Source organism: Natribaculum luteum (assembly GCF_023008545.1).
In the GTDB taxonomy this organism is placed as follows: domain Archaea; phylum Halobacteriota; class Halobacteria; order Halobacteriales; family Natrialbaceae; genus Natribaculum; species Natribaculum luteum.
This window is the reverse complement of record NZ_CP095397.1, coordinates 1,317,200-1,340,416: the sequence shown is the minus strand read 5'-3', so window position 1 is coordinate 1,340,416 and position 23,217 is coordinate 1,317,200. Positions and strand designations below refer to the sequence as shown.

General features: G+C 60.1%; 24 protein-coding genes. 10 read left to right on the top strand and 14 right to left on the bottom strand.

Features of this window, described 5'->3' with window-relative positions; translation table 11 throughout:
• Positions 1-219 precede the first annotated feature (219 nt).
• The 8 genes from MU558_RS06875 to MU558_RS06840 form a co-directional block, all read right to left on the bottom strand.
• Complete coding sequence (locus MU558_RS06875; RefSeq protein WP_246973274.1) at positions 220-732, bottom strand: GNAT family N-acetyltransferase; 513 nt, start codon at positions 730-732, stop codon at positions 220-222.
• A gap of 280 nt (positions 733-1,012) precedes the next feature.
• On the bottom strand, positions 1,013-1,801 hold the full coding sequence (locus MU558_RS06870) for an MBL fold metallo-hydrolase (protein ID WP_246973270.1): 789 nt from the start codon (positions 1,799-1,801) through the stop codon (positions 1,013-1,015).
• 3 nt (positions 1,802-1,804) lie between these two features.
• The gene (gene ileS, locus MU558_RS06865; RefSeq protein ID WP_246973268.1) at positions 1,805-4,996 is read right to left on the bottom strand and encodes an isoleucine--tRNA ligase; all 3,192 of its coding nucleotides are present in this window, start codon (positions 4,994-4,996) and stop codon (positions 1,805-1,807) included.
• A gap of 98 nt (positions 4,997-5,094) precedes the next feature.
• Positions 5,095-5,334, bottom strand: coding sequence for a DUF8151 family protein (locus MU558_RS06860; RefSeq protein ID WP_246973266.1), 240 nt, complete (start codon positions 5,332-5,334; stop codon positions 5,095-5,097).
• A gap of 434 nt (positions 5,335-5,768) precedes the next feature.
• On the bottom strand, positions 5,769-6,218 hold the full coding sequence (locus MU558_RS06855) for a calcium-binding protein (protein ID WP_246973264.1): 450 nt from the start codon (positions 6,216-6,218) through the stop codon (positions 5,769-5,771).
• Between the two features lie 589 nt (positions 6,219-6,807).
• Positions 6,808-7,368: a twin-arginine translocation signal domain-containing protein gene (locus tag MU558_RS06850; protein WP_246973262.1), complete on the bottom strand. Its 561-nt coding sequence runs from the start codon at positions 7,366-7,368 to the stop codon at positions 6,808-6,810.
• A gap of 681 nt (positions 7,369-8,049) precedes the next feature.
• The gene (locus MU558_RS06845) at positions 8,050-8,634 is read right to left on the bottom strand and encodes a twin-arginine translocation signal domain-containing protein (RefSeq protein ID WP_246973253.1); all 585 of its coding nucleotides are present in this window, start codon (positions 8,632-8,634) and stop codon (positions 8,050-8,052) included.
• Positions 8,635-9,200: 566 nt separating this feature from the next.
• Positions 9,201-9,650, bottom strand: coding sequence for a calcium-binding protein (locus MU558_RS06840; protein WP_246973252.1), 450 nt, complete (start codon positions 9,648-9,650; stop codon positions 9,201-9,203).
• Positions 9,651-10,221: 571 nt separating this feature from the next.
• On the opposite strand from MU558_RS06840, the gene MU558_RS06835 reads away from it, so the two are divergent.
• Both MU558_RS06835 and bluB read left to right on the top strand, forming a co-directional pair.
• Positions 10,222-10,878, top strand: a complete 657-nt coding sequence (locus MU558_RS06835; RefSeq protein WP_246973251.1) for a uracil-DNA glycosylase — start codon at positions 10,222-10,224, stop codon at positions 10,876-10,878.
• A gap of 126 nt (positions 10,879-11,004) precedes the next feature.
• Positions 11,005-11,700, top strand: a complete 696-nt coding sequence (gene bluB / locus MU558_RS06830) for a 5,6-dimethylbenzimidazole synthase (protein ID WP_246973250.1) — start codon at positions 11,005-11,007, stop codon at positions 11,698-11,700.
• A gap of 224 nt (positions 11,701-11,924) precedes the next feature.
• Here the strand turns inward: bluB and MU558_RS06825 are convergent, their stop codons facing one another.
• Positions 11,925-12,125: a hypothetical protein gene (locus tag MU558_RS06825; RefSeq protein ID WP_246973249.1), complete on the bottom strand. Its 201-nt coding sequence runs from the start codon at positions 12,123-12,125 to the stop codon at positions 11,925-11,927.
• A 61-nt stretch (positions 12,126-12,186) separates the two neighbouring features.
• On the opposite strand from MU558_RS06825, the gene MU558_RS06820 reads away from it, so the two are divergent.
• Together MU558_RS06820 and MU558_RS06815 are read left to right on the top strand one after the other, a co-directional pair.
• Positions 12,187-12,606 carry an HIT family protein gene (locus MU558_RS06820; protein ID WP_246973248.1) on the top strand — a complete coding sequence of 140 codons (420 nt, stop codon included), beginning with the start codon at positions 12,187-12,189 and terminating at the stop codon, positions 12,604-12,606.
• 41 nt (positions 12,607-12,647) lie between these two features.
• On the top strand, positions 12,648-12,896 hold the full coding sequence (locus tag MU558_RS06815; RefSeq protein ID WP_246973247.1) for a hypothetical protein: 249 nt from the start codon (positions 12,648-12,650) through the stop codon (positions 12,894-12,896).
• Here MU558_RS06815 and MU558_RS06810 read toward each other — a convergent pair.
• From MU558_RS06810 to MU558_RS06795, 4 genes are all read right to left on the bottom strand, one after another.
• Entirely contained in the window at positions 12,885-13,877 is a 993-nt protein-coding gene (locus MU558_RS06810; protein WP_246973246.1) for an A24 family peptidase, read from the bottom strand. The two genes, MU558_RS06815 and MU558_RS06810, sit on opposite strands and share 12 nt — an antisense overlap.
• Before the next feature lie 108 nt (positions 13,878-13,985).
• Complete coding sequence (locus MU558_RS06805) at positions 13,986-14,930, bottom strand: carbohydrate kinase family protein (protein WP_246973244.1); 945 nt, start codon at positions 14,928-14,930, stop codon at positions 13,986-13,988.
• A gap of 59 nt (positions 14,931-14,989) precedes the next feature.
• Positions 14,990-15,778: a class I SAM-dependent methyltransferase gene (locus MU558_RS06800; protein WP_246973241.1), complete on the bottom strand. Its 789-nt coding sequence runs from the start codon at positions 15,776-15,778 to the stop codon at positions 14,990-14,992.
• Positions 15,779-16,115: 337 nt separating this feature from the next.
• The gene (locus MU558_RS06795; protein WP_246973239.1) at positions 16,116-16,544 is read right to left on the bottom strand and encodes a hypothetical protein; all 429 of its coding nucleotides are present in this window, start codon (positions 16,542-16,544) and stop codon (positions 16,116-16,118) included.
• 244 nt (positions 16,545-16,788) lie between these two features.
• Here MU558_RS06795 and MU558_RS06790 point away from each other — a divergent pair, with 244 nt between their 5' ends.
• The 6 genes from MU558_RS06790 to MU558_RS06765 all read left to right on the top strand — a co-directional run bounded on the left by MU558_RS06790 (position 16,789) and on the right by MU558_RS06765 (position 21,955).
• Positions 16,789-17,430 carry a hypothetical protein gene (locus MU558_RS06790; protein ID WP_246973236.1) on the top strand — a complete coding sequence of 214 codons (642 nt, stop codon included), beginning with the start codon at positions 16,789-16,791 and terminating at the stop codon, positions 17,428-17,430.
• Positions 17,430-18,437 (top strand): tyrosine-type recombinase/integrase, encoded by a 1,008-nt coding sequence (locus MU558_RS06785; protein ID WP_246973233.1) that lies wholly within the window; start codon positions 17,430-17,432, stop codon positions 18,435-18,437. Before MU558_RS06790 ends, MU558_RS06785 begins: the two co-directional genes overlap by 1 nt.
• Before the next feature lie 260 nt (positions 18,438-18,697).
• Positions 18,698-18,880: a DsbA family protein gene (locus MU558_RS06780; protein ID WP_246973230.1), complete on the top strand. Its 183-nt coding sequence runs from the start codon at positions 18,698-18,700 to the stop codon at positions 18,878-18,880.
• A 126-nt stretch (positions 18,881-19,006) separates the two neighbouring features.
• On the top strand, positions 19,007-19,612 hold the full coding sequence (locus MU558_RS06775) for a hypothetical protein (RefSeq protein WP_246973226.1): 606 nt from the start codon (positions 19,007-19,009) through the stop codon (positions 19,610-19,612).
• Entirely contained in the window at positions 19,609-20,646 is a 1,038-nt protein-coding gene (locus tag MU558_RS06770) for a hypothetical protein (RefSeq protein ID WP_246973224.1), read from the top strand. Before MU558_RS06775 ends, MU558_RS06770 begins: the two co-directional genes overlap by 4 nt.
• A gap of 685 nt (positions 20,647-21,331) precedes the next feature.
• Positions 21,332-21,955: a tyrosine-type recombinase/integrase gene (locus tag MU558_RS06765; protein WP_246973222.1), complete on the top strand. Its 624-nt coding sequence runs from the start codon at positions 21,332-21,334 to the stop codon at positions 21,953-21,955.
• A 474-nt stretch (positions 21,956-22,429) separates the two neighbouring features.
• Here the strand turns inward: MU558_RS06765 and MU558_RS06760 are convergent, their stop codons facing one another.
• Positions 22,430-23,167 carry a hypothetical protein gene (locus tag MU558_RS06760; protein WP_246973220.1) on the bottom strand — a complete coding sequence of 246 codons (738 nt, stop codon included), beginning with the start codon at positions 23,165-23,167 and terminating at the stop codon, positions 22,430-22,432.
• Positions 23,168-23,217: the final 50 nt, after the last annotated feature.

The following is a 23,217-nucleotide window of genomic DNA, read 5'->3' as shown; positions in this document are numbered from 1 at the left end:
TTCATACACCACTCCCGGAATCTGTCTACCTCACCCATCAACTGACATTTGAGTTACTCGGAGTTAGGTGTTATGCAGTGTTCATTTGGCAAATCTACTAAGCGGTTGGTTCGCTGGTTTCGGAGCGAAGCAAACGAAGGAGGTGTGCTGAACTCAACCTCTACATTCAGCATGCCGTTTGTATCAACGTCCGAGGGTTTCAACAGAGCCACGGAGCCGTTAATCCTCGTCCGATTGGAATTCTGGTCGATATGTGACGATTCCGTCCACGTCGTCTAGTGCCCCTTCGGTTAACGGTTTGACCATAAATCCTTCGTCAGCACCATACTCATTACCGAGTCCATACTCGCTTGCCCGTTCGAAGCCAAAGCGAGAATAGTATCCTGGGTCACCCAAAACGACCACGGCGTCGACACCGGCGTCACGACACTCCACGAAACCATGCTCGATCAGCGACGAGCCGACCCCCTCGTTTTGGTTTTCCGGTAGTACGCCGACCGGCGCTAGCCCAGCGACTTTCCCCACCTCTTTTTGATCTGCCACAGATACTGGGGAAAATAGGACGTGACCCACGATCCGGTCGTTTTCAACAGCCACCAGTGACACGACAGCCTTGTCAGCGTCGTGTAATCGCTGCACGATGCGTGACTCGTCGGTCCGTCCTTCGAATGCACGCCGATGAACCTCGAAGACAGCATCAGCATCACTAGCGGTAAAGGGTCGTATTTCCATCAACGGGCTCGTAGTACAGGACGAATCCGCGCGACAAGACCTGATCGATCTTTTCGGTACCGAGTTGGCCTGGCTAGCCCCTTTCACGACCGACTCGCCGGTATCGAGCAGTTTCGAGGGCATTCAGCGCATCTATTTCTGGTGTGAATGGAAAAGAAACGAATACTAGTCGAAGATCGAGCGGGTCGACCGTGTTTTGCGCGTCGTATTCGACGGCCTCGACAAACTATCAGCGGCTGCGGATTCCGACAGAGCCGATCGGGTCGGAACTCGACCGTACTCAGAGTTCGATCGTCGATCCGACCCCGACCCGAACGAAGGCGTCGCCGAACGTCTCCCGGAGGATTCGCTCGGCCTCGTGGCCAGTACAGTGTGTCGGGACGATCCGCTCGATTCGGTCCTCGAGCCATCGCGCGATCGACGTCAGTTCGTCGACGTCGTCCGACCGAAGGTGGGTGCCGCCGACGACCGTCCGGACGGGTTCGTCGAGGGTGGCCTCGGCGTGGACGACCGTGTTCCGAAGCCCCGCGTGACCGCAGCCGAGGACGAGTCCGATCCCGTCGTCGGTCTCGACCGCGAGCGCCTGGTCGTCACGGACGGGATCGGCGACACGACGGCCGTCCCGGTCGACCGTCTCGCCGGTAGGGTTGTCCGGGAACTCCCGTGGGATCTCACCGAGCGCGTAGATCCCGTCGGCCACCTCGACAGGCTCGTCGTGAGTCGTCACGGCGACCTGGGACTCGAGCCACGTCCGAGCGTACGGCATCCCGATGGGTTCGTCACCGCCCCCGCTGTACTTCGGCTCGAAGGCCGCGGGATGGCAGTACAGCTCCGTGGCGTCCTCGAGAAACGGCGGGAGTCCGGACGTGTGATCGTAGTGGCCGTGGCTGAGGACGATCGTCTCGAACGGGCCGACCTCGAGTCTCGTGGCGTTGTCGGCCGCGACGCCGGTCTGTCCGGCGTCGAAGAGGACGTCGCCGACGGCCGCGGCGAACCCCCACTCGGCGCGCAGTCCCTTCGGTCGCGACGTGCCGACCTCGTTGTCCGAGAGGATCGTGACCGTCGTCATCGGTCAGGCCGTCGACTCCGCAAGCGGCGCGATCGCGAGTTCGACGTCGACGCCTTCGACCTCCCACTCCTTGCGGTGGCCGTCCTCGACGGTCCCGACCTCGTCCGCACGCACTTCCTCGCGGATCAGGTCCTCGCGGTCTGCGACGAGGTTGGCGACGCGGTCGTCGTCGATCTCGAGTTCGAGGGCGATGCGCTCTTCGACGTCCAGGTCGAGGTCCTTGCGCATCTCCTGGACGCGGCGGATGACCTCGCGGGCGTAGCCCTCGCTCTCGATGTCCTCGGTGAGCGCAGCGTCGACGTAGACGACGCCGCGGTCGTCGCCGTTCAGGCCGAACGAGGCACCGGCGACGCCCTCAGGAGTTTCGGTGACGAAAGAGACCATCTCCTCCTCGAGTTCCTCGCCGTCGAGGACGTCCGAAACGGCGTCCTCAAGCGCCTCGAGGGTCGGCTCCTCGATGCGGGCCTCGTTGAGCGCGGTCATAACCTCGCCGGCGCGACCGCCGAAGGCGGGGCCGAGCTTGCTCATGTCGGCTTCGGCGCTGTAGGCGAGTTCACCCCACTGCTCGTCGGGTTCGACGAGCTGGACCTCGCGGGCGTTGAGCCGGTCGGCGAGCAGCGTCTCGTGGCGCTCGACTGCCTCGACGGTGCGCTCGTCGGCGGCGGCGACGATCACGCGCTGGACGGGCCAGCGAAGCTTCCGACCGGCCTGCTGGCGGGCGTTCGCGCCGCCCTCCTCGATCGCCCGCAGGAGGGCGACGTCTTCCTCGAGCTGTTCGTCTGCCAGGTCCTCGTCGACCGACGGCCAGTCTTCCATGTGGACCGTCGGGTGTCCGTCGTCGCCGGTCAGCGTCCCGTAGATCTCCTCGGTGACGAAGGGGGCAAACGGCGCGAGTAACGCGACGACCTCGTGGAGCACGCGGTAGATCGTCGCGTAGGCCGCCGTCTTCGAGGGACTGTCCTCTTCTTCCCACATCCGCTCGCGGACCGCCTGGACGTAGAATCGCGAGACGTCCTCGACGATGAACTCGAGTAACGCCTCGAGCGCGCGGTCCTGGCGGAACTGCTCCATCTCTTCGGTCATCTCCGCCTTCGTCGACTGCAGGCGGGCGAGCACCCACTCGTCGACGAGCTCGAGGTCCCCCTCGACCGCTTCGAGGTCCGTCTCGGCCGGGTCGAAGCCGTCCAGACGCATGTACGGCAGCGGGAAGCGGAAGACGTTCCACAGCGTCCGAAGGTGGTTTTCCATCGTGGCCATCTCGTCCCACGAGAAGCGCATGTCGTCGCCCTGCGGGTTCGCCGACAGCAGGAACAGCCGCATCGCGTCGGAGCCGTGGCGCTCGATCGCCGTGTCGGGTTCGACGACGTTGCCGACGGACTTGGACATCTTGCGGCCGTCCTCGTCGAGCGCGTGGCCGTGCATGAGCACCTGCTCGTAGGGAATCTCGCCCAGCGCTGCGGTGCCCATGCCGAGTTGCGACCAGAACCAGCCACGCGTCTGGTCGTGGGCCTCGAGGATGAGGTCGGCGGGCCAGAGTTCGTCGAACTTGCTGTCGTCCTCGGGGAAGTTGAGCGTCCCCCACGACGCCACCGAGGAGTCGAGCCAGACGTCGAAGACGTCGGGGACGCGGGTGTAGGTCGTCCCGTCTTCGGTGATCGTCAGTTCGTCGACGGTGTCTTTGTGGAGGTCGACGGTCTCGGGATCTACCTCCTGGTCGACCCGGTCGGCGAGTTCCTCGCGCGTGCTGACGACGATCCGATCCTGATCGTCGTCACGATCTTCTGGCGTCCAGATCGGTAGCGGGATGCCCCAGTAGCGCTGTCGGGAGACGTTCCAGTCCGGTGCCTCCTCGACGAAATCCCGGAAGCGGTTGTCCCGGGCCCACTGCGGATACCACTCGCTGTCCTCGATGTTCTCGAGCAGTTCGTCTTTGACGTCGGTGATCGTGATGAACCACTGGTCGGTGACGATCTGGATGATGCCCGTGTCACACCGCCAGCAGTGGCCGTAGCTGTGGTCGACGGTGCCCGAGTGGAGCATCGCGCCCGCGTCCTCGAGGTCGGCGATGATCTCCTCGTCGGCGTCTTTGACGAACTGGCCGGCGTACGTGCCACCCTCGTCGGTGTAGACGCCGTCACCGGCGACGGGACAGAAGATGGGGAAGCCGAGTTCCCGACCGCGCACGAAGTCCTCTTCACCGTGGCCGGGCGCGGAGTGGACGAGCCCCGTCCGGTCTGCCTCGACGTAGTCGGCGGTGTAGACCTCGAGTGCGCCCTCGTGGTCTGCGTGGTCGGGGACCTCCTCGGCGAGGGGGTGTTCGTAGGACCAGCCGACCATCTCCTCGCCGGTGAGTTCCTCGACGACCTCGTAGTCCTCGTAGCGTCCCTTCGAGAGGACGTCCTCGACGCACTCCTCGGCGACGTAGAGGACGTCCTCCTCGCCGTCCTTTTTCGCGCGGACGCCCTGGTAGGTGAGGTCGGGGTCGACCGCGACGAACGTGTTCGCCGGGATCGTCCACGGGGTCGTCGTCCAGATGACCAGCGAGCCTTCCCGGTCTTCGAGGTCGAATTTGACGTAGATCGAGGGGTCCTCGACGTCCTCGTACTCGACCTCGTTGTTCGCGATCGCCGTCTCACACCGGGGACACTGCGAGATGCTTCGCTGGCCCTTCTCGACGAGGCCGCGTTCGGCGGCCTTCGAAAAGCCCCACCAGGCGGCCTCCATGTACTCCGGATTGACCGTCTTGTAGGGGTCGTCCCAGTCCATCCAGACGCCGAAGGACTTGAAGTCCGACTGCAGTCCCTCGAGTTGGTCCTCGGCGAATGCCTTGCACTCCTCGATGAAGTTCTCCTCGCCGAACTCCTCGATGTCCTTTTTGTTCTCGAAGCCGAGTTTCTCCTCGACTTTCGTCTCGATGGGGAGCCCGTGCATGTCGTAGCCTGGGCGGTCGGTGACGTCGTACCCCTGCATCCGCAGGAAGCGGATGTAGACGTCTTTCAGTGTCTTGTTCCACGTCGTCCCCATGTGGGCCGCCCCGGAGGTGTACGGCGGCCCGTCGACGAAGAAGTACGATTCGCCCTCGGCTCTGTGCTCGACCGTTCGCTCGTAGGCGTCGGTCTCGTCCCAGTACTCGAAGACCGCTTCCTCGAGTGCGTGCGGGTCGTACTGGTCGTCGACCTCGCCGAACCTGCTCATACGTGACGTGACTCACTCCGAGATTAAAGGACAATCGGTCCGGCAGGTGTGACTGCCCGACCACGCTCGCGAGAGCCGAACTCCGTGGCGGCCGAAAATCAGAGACGCGACGTCAGTCGACCGAGGAGTTTGCCGTAGGCGATGCCGTAGACGCCGGCGTACAGCATGACGCCGCCGATTGCGGCCAGCCACAGTCCCACCGTCACGTCGCCCGCGCCGTAGTGTTGCAGGCTCGCGAACTCGGCGACGACGCCGCCGACGGTCAACGCTCCGGCGACGAGCGCGTACACGAGCAACGAGAGCGATTCGCCGAGCAGTTCAGGCAGCAGTGATGACATACGTTCGTATAGCTCATCCGACGAACGTAAACTTGTCCCCTCGAGACCGACTGGATCCGGGACGCCGTCTCTCACGCATCGAACGACGTCGTCGGGTCGGCGGCCGGCCGCACTCGGCCGGGCGGTCCGTTCGACTCCGTGGGCTGGTATTCGCACGCCGTCACTCGTCTGTGGACGTCACGTTCGAGAGCGTCGCCTCGACGACACCGCCGATTCGCGAGCGAACCACGCATCCGACGTCCCCGCTGGACTGGCCCCTTCGGCTCCCGTCACCGTTCGATTTCCGGGGCTGGTATCCGCGTGTTCGTCGACAGTTCCGGACACGGGACACTCGGAGCGCGTCGTCGCTCGCGAACGGCTGGCAGTTCGAGGGGCACATCATCGTTCTGGCTGGAACGTCGGTACGGTTTCGCCGGCAACACATCTCGATCGGTCTACTCGAGCGAGTCGCTGAGAAGGTTCAGATCCGAACTGAACATCGTCGCGTCGCCCTCGAAGGTCTCGGTGTCTTCCGTATCCAGGGTCTCGTCTCTGAGGAAGACGAACGTCGTCGTGCCCGCCGTGTCGGCGTCCGTGTTGTACCGAACGGCGTACCCGTTGTACTCGTCCGGCGAACTGATCTCGTCGACCTCCTCGTCGTCAAGCTGGAGCACCTGGACTGTCGTGCTCTGGTCGAGCTGGGAGAGCACCTCGAAGTCCTGTCCCGGGATGTAGTCGTAGGCGAACACCAGCGCGTCGCCGTCGTCGTCGTCCTGTGCTGCTACCGTACTCGAGGCGGCCGCTCCGAGTGCGAGCCCACCCGCTGCGAGTGCGCCTTTTCTCGTGAACGACTGTCGTGATTCGCCGTCGCTATCGTGCTCGGATTCGTATTCGTCGTCAGTCATGTCTCTCACTCCTGTATCCCCTGCCGGGGCAGCCACTGGTTGGTCGACTCGTCGCATAAGAACGGTCGATCGTTTCACACACGTGTCGTCGATGCCCTCGTGACGGACGCTCCGTAATGTGTTCTTCGCTGGTGGTTTCGTCGCTCGTCGATCGCGCTCGTGGCGACGACCGGCCCACGCTCGCCCGAAGAAACCTGTGTGCCATCTGTCGAACGAATACCGTCTGATCCGTCTTCGATCGGGGATTTCGGTACGGACGGCCCATCTCTTGGCCGACGAAGAAATCGTCCGTTTCTACGTGTAATCGATCGGTCTCTCGACCGTTGTGGGCAGCATTTCCTCTCGCAGTCCCGGAACGGAAACTGTCACTGACGTCGATGCGTCCGACTGGCTCGCGTCCGGTACGATCGGCTCGACAGTCACGTTACGGATAACCGGAAGATCGAAACTACCGGCGCAATACTATCGTTAAACAGCGAGAGAATCCCGCCCGTTGGGGCGGGTGAGGATGTCACTTTCCGTACTCTCGACAGTACGGGCGATTATTCGTCACGTTGCGAAGAAGGGGTGAAATGGCCGAAACGAGGGATCAGGCGGTGGTGTTCGTCTCGTTGTCCTCTTCGGTGGCGTTGTCAGCCATCCCGCCGTCTTCTTCCTCGGTGTCGTTTTCTTCGCCGTTTTCCTCGTCGCCACCGTTTCCGTCGCCGCCGCCCAGCGACGCACTGAGGATGTTCAGATCGGAACTGAGCATCGACGCGTCCGCCGACATCGTCTCGGTGTCGCCCTCACTCAGACTCGCCTCGTCCGTGAAGAGGAACGTGGTGACGCCAGCGGTGTCCTCGCCCATGTCGTACCGGATGACGTACCCGTCGTAGTCGTCGCCGCCGCCGATCTCCTCGACCTCCTCGCCGTCGAGCTCGAGGATGCTGATCGTGGTGCTCTGGTCGAGCTGGGCGAGCACTTCGAAGTCCTGGTTCGGGAGGTAGTCGTAGGAGAACACCAGCACGTCTCCGTCGTCCTGTGCGGCTGCCGTACTCGCGGCGCCGGTACCGAGAACGAGGGCACCCGTCGCGAGTGCGCTCTTCTTCATGAACGACCGGCGCGAATCTCCGGATCTGTCGTGTTCGGATTCGTACGTTTCGTCTGTCATGTCTCTCACTCTCGTCCCCTGTCGGGGCGCCCGATTGTTTCTCGAGTCGACGCATAAGTGCGGTCGATCGTTTCACAGCGTACCGATAACCTACGTGCGCTGTACCCACAGTAGTACGTCTTTTGACAGCCATGCGAGGCTATTCTTCGCTCCGAGATGGTGACGTCGCCGGCCGAAATTCCCGTCGATGGGCGTTCGCTGCCCGTATCGGCAGTCGCCGTCGACGTCTCGGCTCGTTCTCGCCGAACCGACCGCGTCGTCGTCGGTCGTCGATCGATATTCGGTGACGGCGACGCGATCGTTCGACCCAATATCGATCGTTTCAGCCGTTCCAAGAACGCGTTATAACGGAAACGGTCACTACCCCGACTCGTCTGTCGGCATCAGTCGCCGGCTGCTCGAGGCCGTGCATCGACGTTGTGAGCGTGCATAGCCGCCAAAATGGATCCACGGTTGCTCGTCCGGACGCGTCGGTGGTGCCATCTCGTCGCGTCGACAGTCAGTCACGCTCGCTGTCAGTCTATCTGCCGACACTCCATCGTCGGTGATAGATTACGGGTCGGTCGCCGATCGCGACGGGATGCGAGCCGACCACTTCCGTCGTGTCAAAAGGCGAAAACGCGGTCGTCGGAGAGTGGTCAGCGCCGTCGTCGGAACGCCGCCCGTGGCGGACGATTGTAGTTACGCGCCGTTGCTTTCGTTGTCCTCGCCGACTTCCGTCTCGACCGTGACGCCGCCGTCTTCGTCTTCGGTTTCGTTGTCGGCGTCGTTTTCCGCTTCCTCTTCTTCGTCCTCGTCTTCGTCGTCTCCGTTGTCCCCGTCGCCGTTGACCGACACGCTGAGGATGTTCAGATCGGAACTGAACATCGTGGCGTCGGCCGACAGGGTCACGCTGTCACCGCTGTCCAGGCTCGCATTCCGCAAGAAGAGGAAGCCGGTCGCGCCCGCCGTCTCCTCCCCGATGTCGTACCGGACGGCGTACCCGTTGTACTCGTCGGGCTGGCTGATCTCGTCGACCGTCTCGCCGTCGACCTGGAGCAGGTTGATGGTGGTGCTCTGCTCGAGTTCGGTGAGTACGTCGAGGTCCTGTTCCGGGATGTAGTGGTAGGGGAACACCAGGACTTGGTCTGCATCCTGTGCCGTCGCCGTGCTCGAGGCCCCCGCCCCGAGCGCGAGTGCACTCGCGGCGAGCGCACCTTTCTTCATAAACGATCGGCGCGATCCATCTGATATGTCGTGTTCGGATTCGTATACGTCGTCAGTCATGTCTCTCACTCCTGTATCCCCTGTCGCGGGGCGGCCAATTGTTACCCGACTCGTTGCATAAGTGCGGTCGATCGTTTCACGACGTGTCAGCCTGGTTGTGGTGGCGATTCGAGTCACGGCGTGGTGTTTTCGAACTGAACGGCGACCGGGACGACGGTCAGTGGAATCAGATATTTACAGCGATTACGTGCCGAATGCTCGACGGTCGCCCCTGAAATTGAAGCTGATATTCCGTGATCCGAACAGTAATTATCGACACGTCGACCAAAGCGGTGTAACGTCACGTCGCGTACAAGGTCTGGTCGACGAACGACGATAGACCGGACGTCTCGCTGCCACGCCGCTCGAGAAACAGCCGGATATACACTTCTGGTGACTGGAACCCCCCGCGTTCACGTCGAATATACGGTTTTGTCCTGGAGGCGGGCTTCCCCGGGGACAACCCCGAGGTGCCACGTCGCCGACGGGTCACGTCCCTCGAGCGCTCGAACGAGATCGGGAAAAGTCGTCGTTTTGCCACCCAAATCGATAGCCGAATTCCACTCGTCAGTTACGTTACTCGCCAGTCACCCGCCGTTGATCGACACGCTGAGGATGTTCAGTTCGGAACTGAACATCGTGGCGTCGGCCGACAGGGTCACGGTGTCGCCGTCGTCCAGGCTCTCGTTTCGCAAGAAGAGGAAGCCGGTCGCGCCCGCCGTCTCCTCTCCGATGTCGTACCGGACGACGTAGCCGTTGTACTCGTCGGGCTGGCTGATCTCCGGGACCGTCTCGCCGTCGAGTTCGAGGACGTTGACCGTGTTGCCCTGTTCGAACTGGGAGAGCACGTCCAGGTCCTGTTCCGGGATGTAGTGGTGTGGAAACACCAGCGCTTCTCCGTTGTCCTGTGCCGCTGCTGTACTCGAGGCTCCCGCCCCGAGCGCGAGCGCGCTCGCAGCGAGTGCGCCTTTCTTCGCGAACGTCCGGCGTGAGTCGTCTGATCCGTCGTGTTCGGATTTGTATACGTCGTCAGTCATGTCTCTCGCTCCTATCCCCTGTCGGGGCAGCCAACTGTTACTCGACTCGTCGCATAAGTACGGTCGATCGTTTCACGACGTGTCAGTCCGATTGCGCTGACGATCACCCTCTGGCACGTTGTTTCTGTTCCGACAGATGGGGCCAGGCGACGATCACTGGAATCTGTCATTTACGTGGCCAATGGGTCGCTTCGTTCGACTCGTCTTCGGGAACGATCGAACCGGCCGACCGTTCCGTCGCCAGAATTATTAATTGCATTGTCACTTGGCCGTTCCAGTCCGTTCGCGAACCGTGCTCACGTCAGCGCGAATCGATCGCTACGCACGACAGTCCGAACCCGAGACGGAAAGCGCTCATATTCGACTCGAAATGATCTGATTCGGAACTGATTGTAATCCTGATACTGTTCCCGTTCCGAGGCTGTGCTGACACCTCGAGCGACGTGACCGATTTCGGTGACGTCTCGAGTCGTGTCGGCCGTCCGATCGTAGCAACCTCCCACGACCCTCACCTCGCCGGCCGTCGATCGGCATCGACACCGTGATTCGACGCGCCGACCCACGACCACACGTGCCCGAGTTCCCGACCAGACGCCACGTCCTCGAGTCGAACTGCACCCGGTGTCCGGCCCTCGTCGACGCTCGAGAGCACATCTCCTGGGGTACCGGCGATCTCGACGCCGCCGTGATGGTCGTCGGCGAAGCGCCCGGCTACGGCGACCCCGACGCCGACCGCTGGCGAGGCGGCAACTGGACCGGCAAGGCCTACACCTCGAGACACTCCGGCCGTCGCGTTCGCGACCTCCTCGAGTCGATCGGCTACGCCGACGATGCCTACTACACGAACGCCGTCAAGTGTTTTCCCGCGGCCGACGACGACGAGACGACCAACCGCGAACCGACCGCCGAGGAACGGGCGACCTGCCGGTCGCACCTGCGTGCCGAACTCGAGTCGGTCTCGCCGGCCGTCGTCCTCGCGACGGGCAAGCACGCGACGACCACGGTCCTCGAGGCCGAAGGACGCGACCTCGAGGGGTTTCTCGATTCGGTGCTCGATCCCGTCCGCTGCGATCGACTCGAGACGTGGCTCCTCCCGATCCTGCATCCATCGTACCAGGACGTCTGGATCGCTCGCCTCGGCTACGAACCGGCGGAGTACGTGGCGGCGATCGAGGACGCCCTCGAGACGTGTCTCGCCGCTCCTCCCGAGGAGTGGTCGCTCGAGTAGTCGGCTGCCCCGCTGGCGAGTTGCCGGTCGTCGGCCCGTCTGGTCGGCTGCCCTGCCGACGGCGGGATCGGTCCTGCTGTCAGGAGGATGGAAAACGGCTTCAAGTATAATTTTTCTAGCTCCAGTATGTTTGGATTCACCGACGACGAGATTCGGGCAGTGTACCGGACGATCTACGCAAGGCGGGATATCCGCCGATTTCGGGACGAACCGATCCCCGAGGAGACACTCGAGCGGGTGATCGACGCGGCCCACCACGCGCCGAGCGTCGGCTTCTCCCAGCCCTGGGACTTCGTCGTCGTCCGGGATCCGGAGACGAAAGCCGAGATCAAAGCGATCGCCTCGAGAGCGATCGACGCCGCCCAGGCGGCCTACGAGCAGCCCCGGCGGTCGCAGTTCGGACGGTTGAAACTCGAGGGGATCGAGGACGCGCCGGTCAACGTCTGTGTCACCTGCGATCCGACGCGTGGCGAACCGCACGTGCTGGGTCGCAACTCGATGCGCCGGATGGACGTCTACTCGACGTGTCTGGCCGTCCAGAACCTCTGGCTGGCCGCCCGCGCCGAGGGAATCGGGGTCGGCTGGGTGAGCTTTCTCTACCCGTCGGAGGTGCGCGAGGTGCTCGACGTGCCACCCCACGTCAAGCCCGTGGCCTACCTCTGTGTCGGCTATCCGGAGTCGTTCCCCGAGGAGCCGATCCTCCAGACGGAAGGCTGGCGCGACCGTCTCGAGCTCGACGACCTCGTCCACCTCGAGGGCTGGGAGGACGAGGGCGGTCGGGGCGCGGGCGACGGCGATCCGGCGCGAGACCGGCGGGCGTGAGCTCGAGTCCGACTGCTGATAACCGACGACGAGCGCCCTCGTGATCACCTCCTCGAGTGCGTAGACTGTGGGAAGCGTACTCGCTCGAGTCGTAGCCCGCGGGTAACTGCTCGAGGAGTCGAACGCCCGAAACGTCCCTGCTCGAGTGCGGACGACTGCGGCGACGAGTGCCCTGCTCGCACGAACACGATGAGAGCCACGTCCTCCCCAGCCGATTCGCTCGCTCACGCCGTTCGCTCGCTCATCCCTCGCACGACGTCGAGCCGTGGCTCACTCGTCGTTCGCCACGGCCCGGCGCGCGCCACGGGTAGATGTCGGGGGCAGTCGCTGTCGATGCGGTTGTCGTCGACGTGGTTGTCACCGCCGATCGCATCGGCGGTCGTCGACGCGCTGGTCGCCGAGGCGGTCGGCGTCGATCTAGCCACGAACCCCGGGACGTCGTCGCCACGAGTAACCTTCTTGATGGGTGCGACCACACACTCGCCTATGAGTTCGATCTTCAGTCAGATCGTCGACGGCGAGATTCCGGCACGGATCGTCTACGAAGACGAGACGACGCTCGCGTTTCTCGACGCGAACCCGCTCGCGCCGGGGCACACGCTCGTCATCCCCAAAGCGGAGTACGAACGACTCGAGGACGTCCCCGAAGACGAGGCGGCGGACCTCTACGCGACGATCCACCGACTCGTGCCGGCCGTCGAGGACGCCGTCGACGCCGACGCGACGACGGTCGCGTTCAACAACGGCGAGGCCGCCGGCCAGGAGGTCGACCACGTCCACTGTCACATCGTCCCGCGCTTCGAGGACGACGCCGGTGGGCCGATTCACGCCATCTTCGGCGACCTCCCGGATCTCTCCGACGACGAACTCGACGACATCGCTGCGGACATCGAGTCGCAAGCGTAACTAGACGTGACCGACGTCCTCCTCGAGCGACCACCTCGACGATGAGTCTCCGTACTGACCTCGCCGCTCTCTGGGAGACGGCACGCGAACATCCGGTCGCGGCGACGCTCGAGTTCGGCAGCCTCGCGGTCTGTGTAGCGCTGTTCGTCGGCACGTTCGCCGCGATGGCCAGCGGGCCGCCGACCGGTCGCGGCGACCTCTGGCTCGCCGTGGTCGTCGTCGGCGCGGCGTTCGTCCTGCTGTGGACGGTTGCGGTCCCGCTGTACGACCGCGCGTTCTCAGAACAGTAGCCCGAGCAACAGGTCGCCGTAGCCGAGTGCGATCACGAGGCCGACGAAGACGGGGACGAGAAACGGCGTTCCCGGCGAGATCCAGACCGTCTCCTCCTCGACCAGCACCTCGAGTCCCGCCCGGAGGTCGTCGGGAGTCGTCCCGTACGTACTGCGCTCGACGTCCTCGAGGAACGTCTCGGCGCCCCAGGGATCCTCGGACGCCGTGGCGTCGCTCGGCTCCCGATACTCGACGGTTTCGCCGCCGTCTTCCAGGACGTCGGCGTCGCGGGCCACCGCGCCGTCGGTCGGCGGATTCGGCTCGTCGGGAAGCGTCGCGGGGTCGCGATAGCGGTCGGGGTGGTCGCGAACCGCCTCGAGCGTGAGTCCCCGCCAGCGCAGGTACATCCGCAGGGCGTCGAGGTCGAGGCCGCCTCGAGAGAGTCCGTCGGGCGTCTGCAGGAGTCGGCCGTGCGTCCGTGGAATCTCCTCGACGTCGACGGGCCAGCCGACGATCATCACGGGCGCGATCCGGCCGGCGATGCCGTTGCGGATCGCCAGAACGATCGGAATGGTGAGGCCGACGAGGACGGCGTTCGTCAGGATCGTAAACGAGAACGCGCCGATGGGCGTGGTCGTCGCCGGGAATTCGACGCTGGCGACCACGTAGCGGGGAAACGTCGGGAACAGCACGGCGAGGACCATGAGTGCCTTGGCGTCGGCTCCGCCGAAGCCGCCGAACCACCAGAACAGATAGGCGATCGGAACGACGACGCCGAGACTGACCGTCGCCGGAATCACGAACTCGGCCCACGCGCCCGTCTGTCGGGCGATCCAGCCGTCCCAGGCGAGCAACGCCGCCCCGAGCGCCGACAGCGGCACCCACAGCGAACTCGAGATCCGTCGCGTCCTGACGTCGCGAACGGCGGCCCAGGCGAAGACGGGGACGGCGACGAGTCGAAGGAGGTCGGGGACCGTCGCCTGGAGCGCCGAGAGCGTCACGGGCCACACTCGAGAGTCAGGCAGTGTTACCTTTTCGACTTTCCGTGACACGCGACCGTCGATTCGACCGGCGGACGTCTCGCTGGCCAGCGTGCAACCGAGTTCGGGTTAGTGGGCGACGCGGTCGTTCAAAACGGCCTCGATACGGTCTTCGTCTGTCATCCCTCCGCGGGCACCCGTTCTGGTGCAGTTGTAGCTGCCTGCCGCGGTCGCAAAACGGCCGGCTACGTCGGCCGGCTCGTTCTCGAGGAGCCACCGGTGAATCAGTCCGCTCACGAACGCGTCGCCTGCACCTGTGGTGTCCACGACGTCGACGTCGAGTGCCGGTACGTCGACGACCTCCTCGTCGTCCCAGAGTATCGCACCGTGTTCTCCACGGGTCAACGCCCCGCGACGAACGCCGCGGGTGCGCAGGATATCGACCGCTTCTCTCCCCCTGGCTCCCAGATACGACCTGATCGACGGCCCGTTGGCGACAAACAGCGCGAGGTGTGACAGCAACTCGTCTACCGTCTTCCGTTCGGTCCCCCGTCCTTCCAGTCCCTCGAGCGGACTGGCGAGGTCGAACGCTAGCTGGATGTCCCCGTCTGCAGCGAGCTCACACAGCTTGCGCGTGACACGATCTGGACAGAACCCGTTCGTGAAGACGACTTCGGCCGATCGGAGGTACTCTTCGTCGTCGGCGTTCAGCGTCAGCTGCTTTGCGGCGCCACCGCCAGTAACGATCATCCGTCGCCCGTCGGAATCGCGAAATACCATGCAGTAGGTCGATCGTTCGACCTCGCTTTGTCTGACGCGATCGGTCGCCACACCCTCCTCGCGGAGGTTCTTCGTGACCGTGTCGGCAGTGTCGTCGTTGCCCAGCCGCACGACGATTCCAGTCGTCCGACCCAGTCGCGAGAGCGCCACGGCGACGTTGGCGGCGACGCCGCCGAACGCTTCCGATTCTTCGGTCACGTAGGCGCCGCCGTCGGGCTCCGGCAGGTTCGTGACCAGGTACTGTTCGTCCAGAAGTGCGCTGCCGACCGCCACTACCTCGGGAACGCCGGTCATGTACACAGTTTACGTCGATCGTTGTGGTACCTGTGATGTTATTACCCTGCTGGCAGGTTCTAGACGGTGACGCGAGAACGAGATGCGGTTTCGTCATCTGCCCGCTCTGTCTCCGTCGTTCTCGGTTTCTTCCTGGCGTACAGTCGAATACAGGCCGATTCACCGATGAGAACGCGCCTCGGAACCGACCGCTGTTTTTTCACGTCGATCTCTTTTCTCGTGATCGTCGTTCCTGCCTGTTGGAGCATCTCGACCAGTTCGGCCTGCGTATAAAACGAAACCAGCAGTCCGGGCGCGGCCTGGTCGTCGATCGCCGAGGCGAGTCCGGTGAAGTACTTGAGTCCATAAAAGATCGCACACGAGGTCAGTTCGTCGGGGCCGACCGGACTCCGGTAGGAAATGTCTTTGACGACGAGATGTCCGCCCTCTTTCAGGAGGTTCGCCGCCTCGATCAACGCAGCCTGGGCTTTCAGCTTCGACTGGGATCGGCGATCTCCCACGAGGTGGTGGAGGACGTCACTCAACACGACGAAGTCGAACGACTCCGGCTCGAACGGTAGCGGCAGATCCGTCGCCGACGCGTTCAGGTACTGGGCCCGTCCGTCGTCGGGAAGCATCTCCGTCGAGATGTCCAGTCCGTGTGCCTCCGTAACGTCGGTGTACTCGAGTGCGTACTCGGGTAAGAGTCCGTCACCGCATCCGATCTCTAACAGCCGATCCCCCTCGGTGCTCGCCTCCTCGAGAAACTCGTCGAAAAGTGGCCACGATTCGATCTCGTCGATGTCTCGCTTTCGCGTGTACGTCTCCGACGTCGTGTCGAAGTACTGCTCTACTTCTAGTTCGTTCATCTTCGATACTGCCACGAACCAACTACAATTGGTTCCATTAGTATTATCCCCTTTTGTTGCTCTACGTTCTCCATTCATACGCTATGTGTGAAAATATCATTTAGTACATGACGGTGACGTTCTGGTATGCGACCACTTGTACACCTCCATCCGAGGTCAGTCGAATACGGCGTTGGCAGGTCATCGTCGCCAGCATCGAGCGACGTGACGGCCAGTAGGTGCCACCACACCCGTTTGTCGACGTGTAATCTTCGACTGCGAAAACTGTAAGACGTTCGTACGCCGTGACAGGTAACTGTCGAACGGACGGCGTTCTGGCGGCACACCTGTTTGGCGATCAGGACGGCGAGACCTGCCGGCCACTGTGATAGACGAGCACGTCGTCGACGGCGTCGATGTCCGTCCCGAGATCGATCTTGATCGTGTACGTGATCAGGACCGGACAGTTGCTGTCGAGCGAACAGCTCGTGTCCGTCGTCGTCCCAACGGAGACGTAGAGGTCGCTTCCGGACAGTTCGACGGAACTCAGTTCGGCCGTCTGGCGTGACCCCCCGTCGGTGAGCTGCCCCGAGACGACGAGCCGCTCGCCGTCTCGTTCGTCGACCCACACCTGGTTTGCCTCCTCGACGCTCGTCTCGCCCAGACACTCCTGGTTGCGAACGAACAGTCGAGCCTCGGGGTCGGGGTCGGGGTCGGCGTCGTCCGACGACAGACAACCGGCGAGCGAAAGCGACGACACGCCGGCGACGAACGTCCGTCTGTCCATCGCTCGAGGATTGGGTGGCGCTGCCGATAAGGGCCGTGGCGCGATCGTCGAAACGAGAGTCAAACGAGAGACGTACCCCTCGAGAGGGTGTGCGTGAAAAATATCGGTGGGTCGACTAGTGCGTCGACGGATGCGACGGACCCGCCCCTCGGTCGGACGAGTCGTGGGCGTCCCTCTAGATGACGCGGTTCTCATTTACAACATATGTACAACTTACATATAGGGTGGGTCGGTAGTTGGCCCTATGCGAGACGGACGAACCAAAATCAACTTCTGGGTTTCAGAAGATGAGAAGGCCAAATTCAAAGAGTACGCAAAGAAATCAACAGAGTTCAGCGACTTGTCCGACCTTTGTCGGAAGTCAGTATACCGTGAAATGTCGGACAATAACGCAAACGACATCAATACAGACGAAATCAAGGGCCTCTTCGAAGCATCACTTGAAACCACAAAACGTGCAATCAGCGACATCCGTGATGACATGGAGGTCGTCAAAGACAGCCTGAGCGACCCGTCTGATGTCGGTTCGCTTGCTGTCGAAATCTACGACAACCTTGCCATCGTTGACGACCCGAAGGATTGGGGGACTACCCTTCCCGGCGTCGGAAAATCGGAACTTCCCGGAGTGGAGGGTGAGGCCCCTGATCACGTTGAAATTGAGGAGCGACGCGATCCGGTGACGAACGTCTATGATGCCCAGAAATGGGGGGATGCGAAGGCATGGACGGAATATCTCGATGCGTCTCCAGACGATGTGCGTCGTGCATTGTCGTACTGTCGTGCAACGTACAAGGATGTGGACGTGTACGATTACAAGCCTCGTATTCGGGGCAACATGGACTCTGACGACGTAATTCTTCGGCGGTACTACCGGAGGGCGAAGTAATGCCGCCACAGCAATACCGCGACATTGAGGACTGTCGACCGGGGCTACGTCGGTATGCGAAACGTTTGAAATCGCAAACGGACGATGCAGACGACGAGAAGAACAGCACATCGTCGCTGACATCGTATCTGCAAGACGTGCGCTGGTTCGATCATTGGTTGGACGACAACGAGTTTGATCGGCCTGCAGATGTGTCTCCGGTCGACATTTTGGACCTCATCGATGACCTTGATAATCAGTTCAACGGGACTACCCCGAGATACCGGTATGACCGCATCCATAACCTCTACGAGTTCTTGATTCGTGCAGATTTGGCGGATGAGAACCCGCTAGAGAAGTGGCGAGGGGACCATGGATTGTCCAAGACGACGGAGCAATCACGACATCTGGATCCGGGCGAGAAACGTGCTGTGACGCCAGAGGAAGTTGATTTGATTGAACGGAATGTGGTTCGTCATGCAAAGCGTGACCGTCTGATAGTCCGGATTCTGTGGCAGACGGGGATGCGTCGCGGGGAGTTGGCTGAGCTACTACTGGATGACATCGATCGTAGCCGCCGGGAAGTCCGTATTCGACCGGAGGTTGCGAAGAATGGGAAGCCTCGTGTTGTTGCGTACCACCCTAGCTTGGACGGGTATCTGTCACGCTGGATTGACGGCGGAGACCGTGACGCTCTCAATCGTAATAACAGGGAGACTCTATTGGTTGGGGAACGCGGCGGTAAGGTTCGGGGGGAGCGTATCAACGAGATCGTTCGTGATGCGGCGATTGAAGCCGGGATTAACGAGGTGGATTACGTTGATGCGAACGGTGGCGAGCGGTGGAAAATCACGGCTCACAGTCTTCGGAAGGGGTATGGAACCTATATGGCGAACGAGACGGATATGGGTATCTGGGAGTTGAGTAAACAGATGGGGCATTCATCGGTTGATATTACAGAGAAGCGGTATGTGGACCATGATGAACGGGCGGGGGTTGAACAAGCACACCGGTTTGTTCCAGAATAACTGCAGACGGTGTTTTGCATGCTATATCGGCCTTTGAGTGTTCGCTCATTCAAAACGAGGGGCGTCAACACCCCTCGTTTTGAATGAGCGACTTGTACCGCCACCCTCCAGATTGTAAGTGTAAAACGGCGCTTCAGTAGTTAAGATATAGATATACGCCCATATCATTTTGCTGACTTAGGAACCTCCGTTGTAAGTGTAACGTCCATGGCCACACCCCTCGTTTCGAGTTTAGATTCGCATCAGGAAGCGGTGTTGACGTGCCAGAAACCGAAGTGTACGATGCAATCGGCGACGACCAACTGGAGGAAGAGATGAAACAGCGCTTCGAAGAGGCCAAAGAACGGGGCGTCACGGGCATCCCGACGTTCGCCTACGACGGCCACGCCGCTCGTGGGGCCATCCCGCCCCATCAGTTTGACCGGTTGGTTAAGGGAGCATAGATACGGCTAGCCTCTTCTCGGAAGCGAACACTGTTCGTTTTCGCACTGGAAGCCTAGTGATTGAAGTACTAGAGGTGAGCATCTCTATTTCAGACCAATCGTGTGTGCGAAGAATGGAGGGTCCTGATGGTAGGAAACCCGATTATGGCTAACCCCGGAGGACGCGAGTACGATGTTCTCCGTATGCCGAGTCATCGACAGGCGCAGGATGCGCCCGAGTGTATCTGCTATGCCCTATGGATGGTGGCCCACTACGTTGCTAACGAGTACCCCGACAAGGACGTTCGTGCAAAAACAAACCCACCCAAGTTGGACTTGATTCGAGACTACCTTGAGATCGGCGACTTGGGTTGGGAAAACGTTGGTCAGGAACCACTCACTGAACTCGCCACTGAAATCTCTAGCTTGAAATTCCACCTTGAGTACCGATATAACGGGCTTCCACAAAGCGTTGATGAGTTCGCCAACGAAGGATTAAATCAACTTCTCCCAACGATTATTATGGTTGATCGTGTTCTACTCAAAACTGGGAATCGAGGTGAGGGTCCTGTACATGCTGTTATCGTATCTGGTGTTGGTGACTCGCATATTACCATAGAGGACCCGCTTGTGGAAGGGACAACAACGATGGAAATAGGAAAGCTAGAAGAAGCTTGGGACCCAGAGTTTAATACGTCAATAGCAGTTAGATTGTCAGACGGACTGGAACCCACACGGAGGGACGAACTATGAGTACCAAGGAAAGTACGTCCGTGAGCAAGGATGAAGCACGCCGTCTAGCGATGGAAGCCATCCGTTTCAACCTTGGTACGTATCTCCGTCTGAACTCTGGTGACTTCGATGGAGATGACCTTGAGTACTCGTTCCCTATTATCCTCCGGTCGCCGAAGCTTATACTTGACGAGGACAAGGAGGATGCAGTCGATCTCCGATTCCTAGATCCGATCCATGTTGGGGAAGTCACTGTCGATGCGAACTCGAAAGAAGTTGATTACCCAACATCGAGTCAGGTAAAAAGTGAGTTGGAGGACTACGAAAAGGAACTGAACCAAGCAGTACAGAAGGCATTGGTTCGTGCATCTGGCAGTAGCCTTTCGCATCTTCCGTTCCCCGAAAATCAGTATGCACCCATTCAAGACCTCCTCTCTGAGGTAATCCTGAACGGCGAAATTGAGGTTGATGCAATCAAGACGATGGATAGCTACGAAGATGGGGAGAAGTACCAGAAGTACATCGATAGTCTGGTTGAGTTAGATCTGCTGAAACGCGGGGATGTCGTTCTCCGAAGTGGTGACGTCCTGAACACTATCCAAGAAAAAAACCAGTTCAAGGGCCACCAGATAGAATCCCATCAGGACGAACTCAATGCGGCGCTTGGTCGGTACTTCGAACACAATGTTGGTGAATTTAAGATGATCAAGCGAACACTCGGACCATATCTGGCTCTCGCCGGGTATTACTACCGGCGTGCCCTTGAGCTTGATAACCTTCCGGTCGTCAAGGAGGAGGATTTGCGTGATGGGATTAAAGCCGAGTACGATGGCCGGGAACGCCGGAAGAAGTTGTTCAAAATGTCCCGGTATCTCGTCCAACTGGAGGACGTTGGTGTTCTAGATTACGTCTACCAAAATGGAGAACGGTATTGGGTTGGCGATGAGACTACGTTCACTCGCCTGAAAGCCAGTGCGGATCAATTGGGTCCTGTGACGGAGCTGTTTAGCCCCTCGCTGAGCGAACAACAAACGCTCGGTGGAATGTCGGACTAATCTTGATTGATGGTAGGGCTGCTGGTATGGATCGGAGTAAGTCTCTTCGCCCTTACACTTGGATATGATTTCTGGTCCGAATGGCTTAGTCCACGGTTGTTGTCTCGATCGTGGTTCCCTTGGGAGCCTGATTTACCGCCTATTGCGGGGGAGGTCGATGAACCGTCCCCCGAGAATTATCGACGAGTAGTGTTGGCCGGGTATTTTACCGGTACTGCATTCCTCATCATCGGACTACTGGACGCATCACCTGTGGAACCGATGTGTCTTCCGTACGCTAACGTGGTGAAAACGTACGGTATGGCGTTTTTCTCACTCACAACCATTTTTATGTGGTTCTCCGAGGGTCAGAATGTCGTGATGCCCTATCATAAGGGTATCCGATACACGATTGGTGTGTTGACGGTGATTATCCCGGTATACATGGCCGGATGCGGATCGGGGATGTTATGACAACATTCTCTTGTGACCACGGTATTATCTATGACCGTCTGAAGTGGACGGCTAGGGGCAAAATTTCAGCCATTGCCGCCATAGATGTTCTTCTATAACCTCACTCTCGGCATACCTTCACCTACCTCGCACAGATTGGCGCTTCTGTGATTGTAATCGTTGCTAACTACCGAACGGATAGTGAACCGATGGTGAGTTGGGCCTGACGAAATCCACCGAACAGGATAGGCAGATGGAAGACGGGGAGGGTTACGCAGTTGATCAGTCCGAAGTGCGGTTGATGGAAGAGGCCGTGAAGCGTCACAAAAATCGTGATAAACTTGTCATCCGGATTCTCTGGCAGACAGGGATGCGTAGAGGGGAATTGGCCGAGCTGACGTTAGACGACATCGACCGTCCACGCCGCGAAATTACGATTCGTGAGGAAATCAGTAAGAGCGACTATACTCGCGTTGTTGCGTATCACCCGAGTCTCGATGGATTACTGCGCCAATGGATTGACGGTGGAGACCGAGATGCGTTGAATCGTAAAAACCGAGATGAACTACTGGTCGGTGAACGTGGTGGGAAGGTTCGAGGCGAACGGATTAACGAGATTGTTCGTGATGCGGCCATTGATGCAGGCATCAACCGGAAGTTAGGATATACGGATGCAAATGGGGGTACTCGCTGGAAGATTACGGCTCACTCACTGCGACATGGGTATGGAACTCACATGGCGAATAAGACGGATATGGGTATTTGGGAGTTGTCTAAGCAAATGGGGCACGCCTCTGTTGACACGACTGAGCGTATCTATGTGGAGCATGACAGGCGTGCTGGGTTGGAGTCTGCTCATCGGTTCGTGGCCGAGTAGGTTGTGTCGAATACTCTGAGTCGTGAGTGTAACTCGAGGAGGGGGACTCTTCGGTCTGTAAGTGTAACTTCCCCCCGGCCACACCCCTCGTTTTGAATGAAGGAAGTGTATCGGCACCCTCCAGATTGTAAGTGTAAACCGGCGCATCAACGGCTGAAGTGGCGATATATGCCCATATCATTTCGATGACTTAGGAACCGCCATTGTAAGTGTAAATCACCACCCCTCATACCGGGTGAATTGTGCGGTATTCGGCAAGTATAGTGGCTCTCTTGCATGAATTTCACCCGGTACGAAGGGTGTGTTCGGCTAAAATCTCCTTCAAAACGAGGGGTGTATCATTCAATAGTGTAGCGCGATGACGAACTTTTCAACGGCGAGCTGGATGACTTTGCGCCGGTTGTCGGAGACAGAAATTGTCGTTGAGTACTTCATTGACCCGGTTGGCCAACAGACACTACCTGCGCCCTGACTCTACTCCTCGTAGTATCTTTGTTGGATCGCATCTTCTTCCTGCGCCAGTTGACGAACACCCTCCTTTACCCCTTCATCGAGGACAGTCCGACCGAGATCGGTAATTGAATAATATGAGTACGGCTCTTCTCTCCCGGTGTTCGGGTCTTTGCCCTCACGGATGAGTGCGACACGCTTGAGATTCCAAAGGTTGTGAGGGAGATCATCATGCGGTCTATCAAGTGCCTCTGCTAGCTCGCCTATACTCATTCGTTTGTGTTTCGCGAGCGTCTTGAGGATGTCAAGCGCAGGATCGTTGACGAGGGTTCGATACATTCGGACGTAATCCTCGTCGCGAAATATACTGTCATCGGGAAGGTCTGGAAGATCCAGTGCAGACATGTTGCCTTGAGGGACTGGATTGTTGTCGGCGTCAACTTCGCCAGCATCCTCTTTTGCTGCGTAGTGTTCGATGGCTTCCCATTCGACCTTCTGCAGGGCTTTTGCTGCGCCGTTCTCGGTGTCAAGCTGGTACTGCTGGCCAGCACCGACCGTCTTGACGAGACCCCACCTACGCAACTCGGGGAGATGGTCCTGAACGGTAGGTGTGTCCAAGCCAGCGTAATCTGCGAGTTTGGCCGGGTCGAATTTGATGTCGGGATAGTCAATAAGGACGGCTAACATGCGTATCCGAGGAGAATCCCCGAGAACATCGAGGAGGAGGTGTTCGTCGGAGATTGCTGAGTCTTGGTTGGCCATACTGATACGACGGGCTAGCCCGCGAAGTATCTATTGTGGAAATTACATTA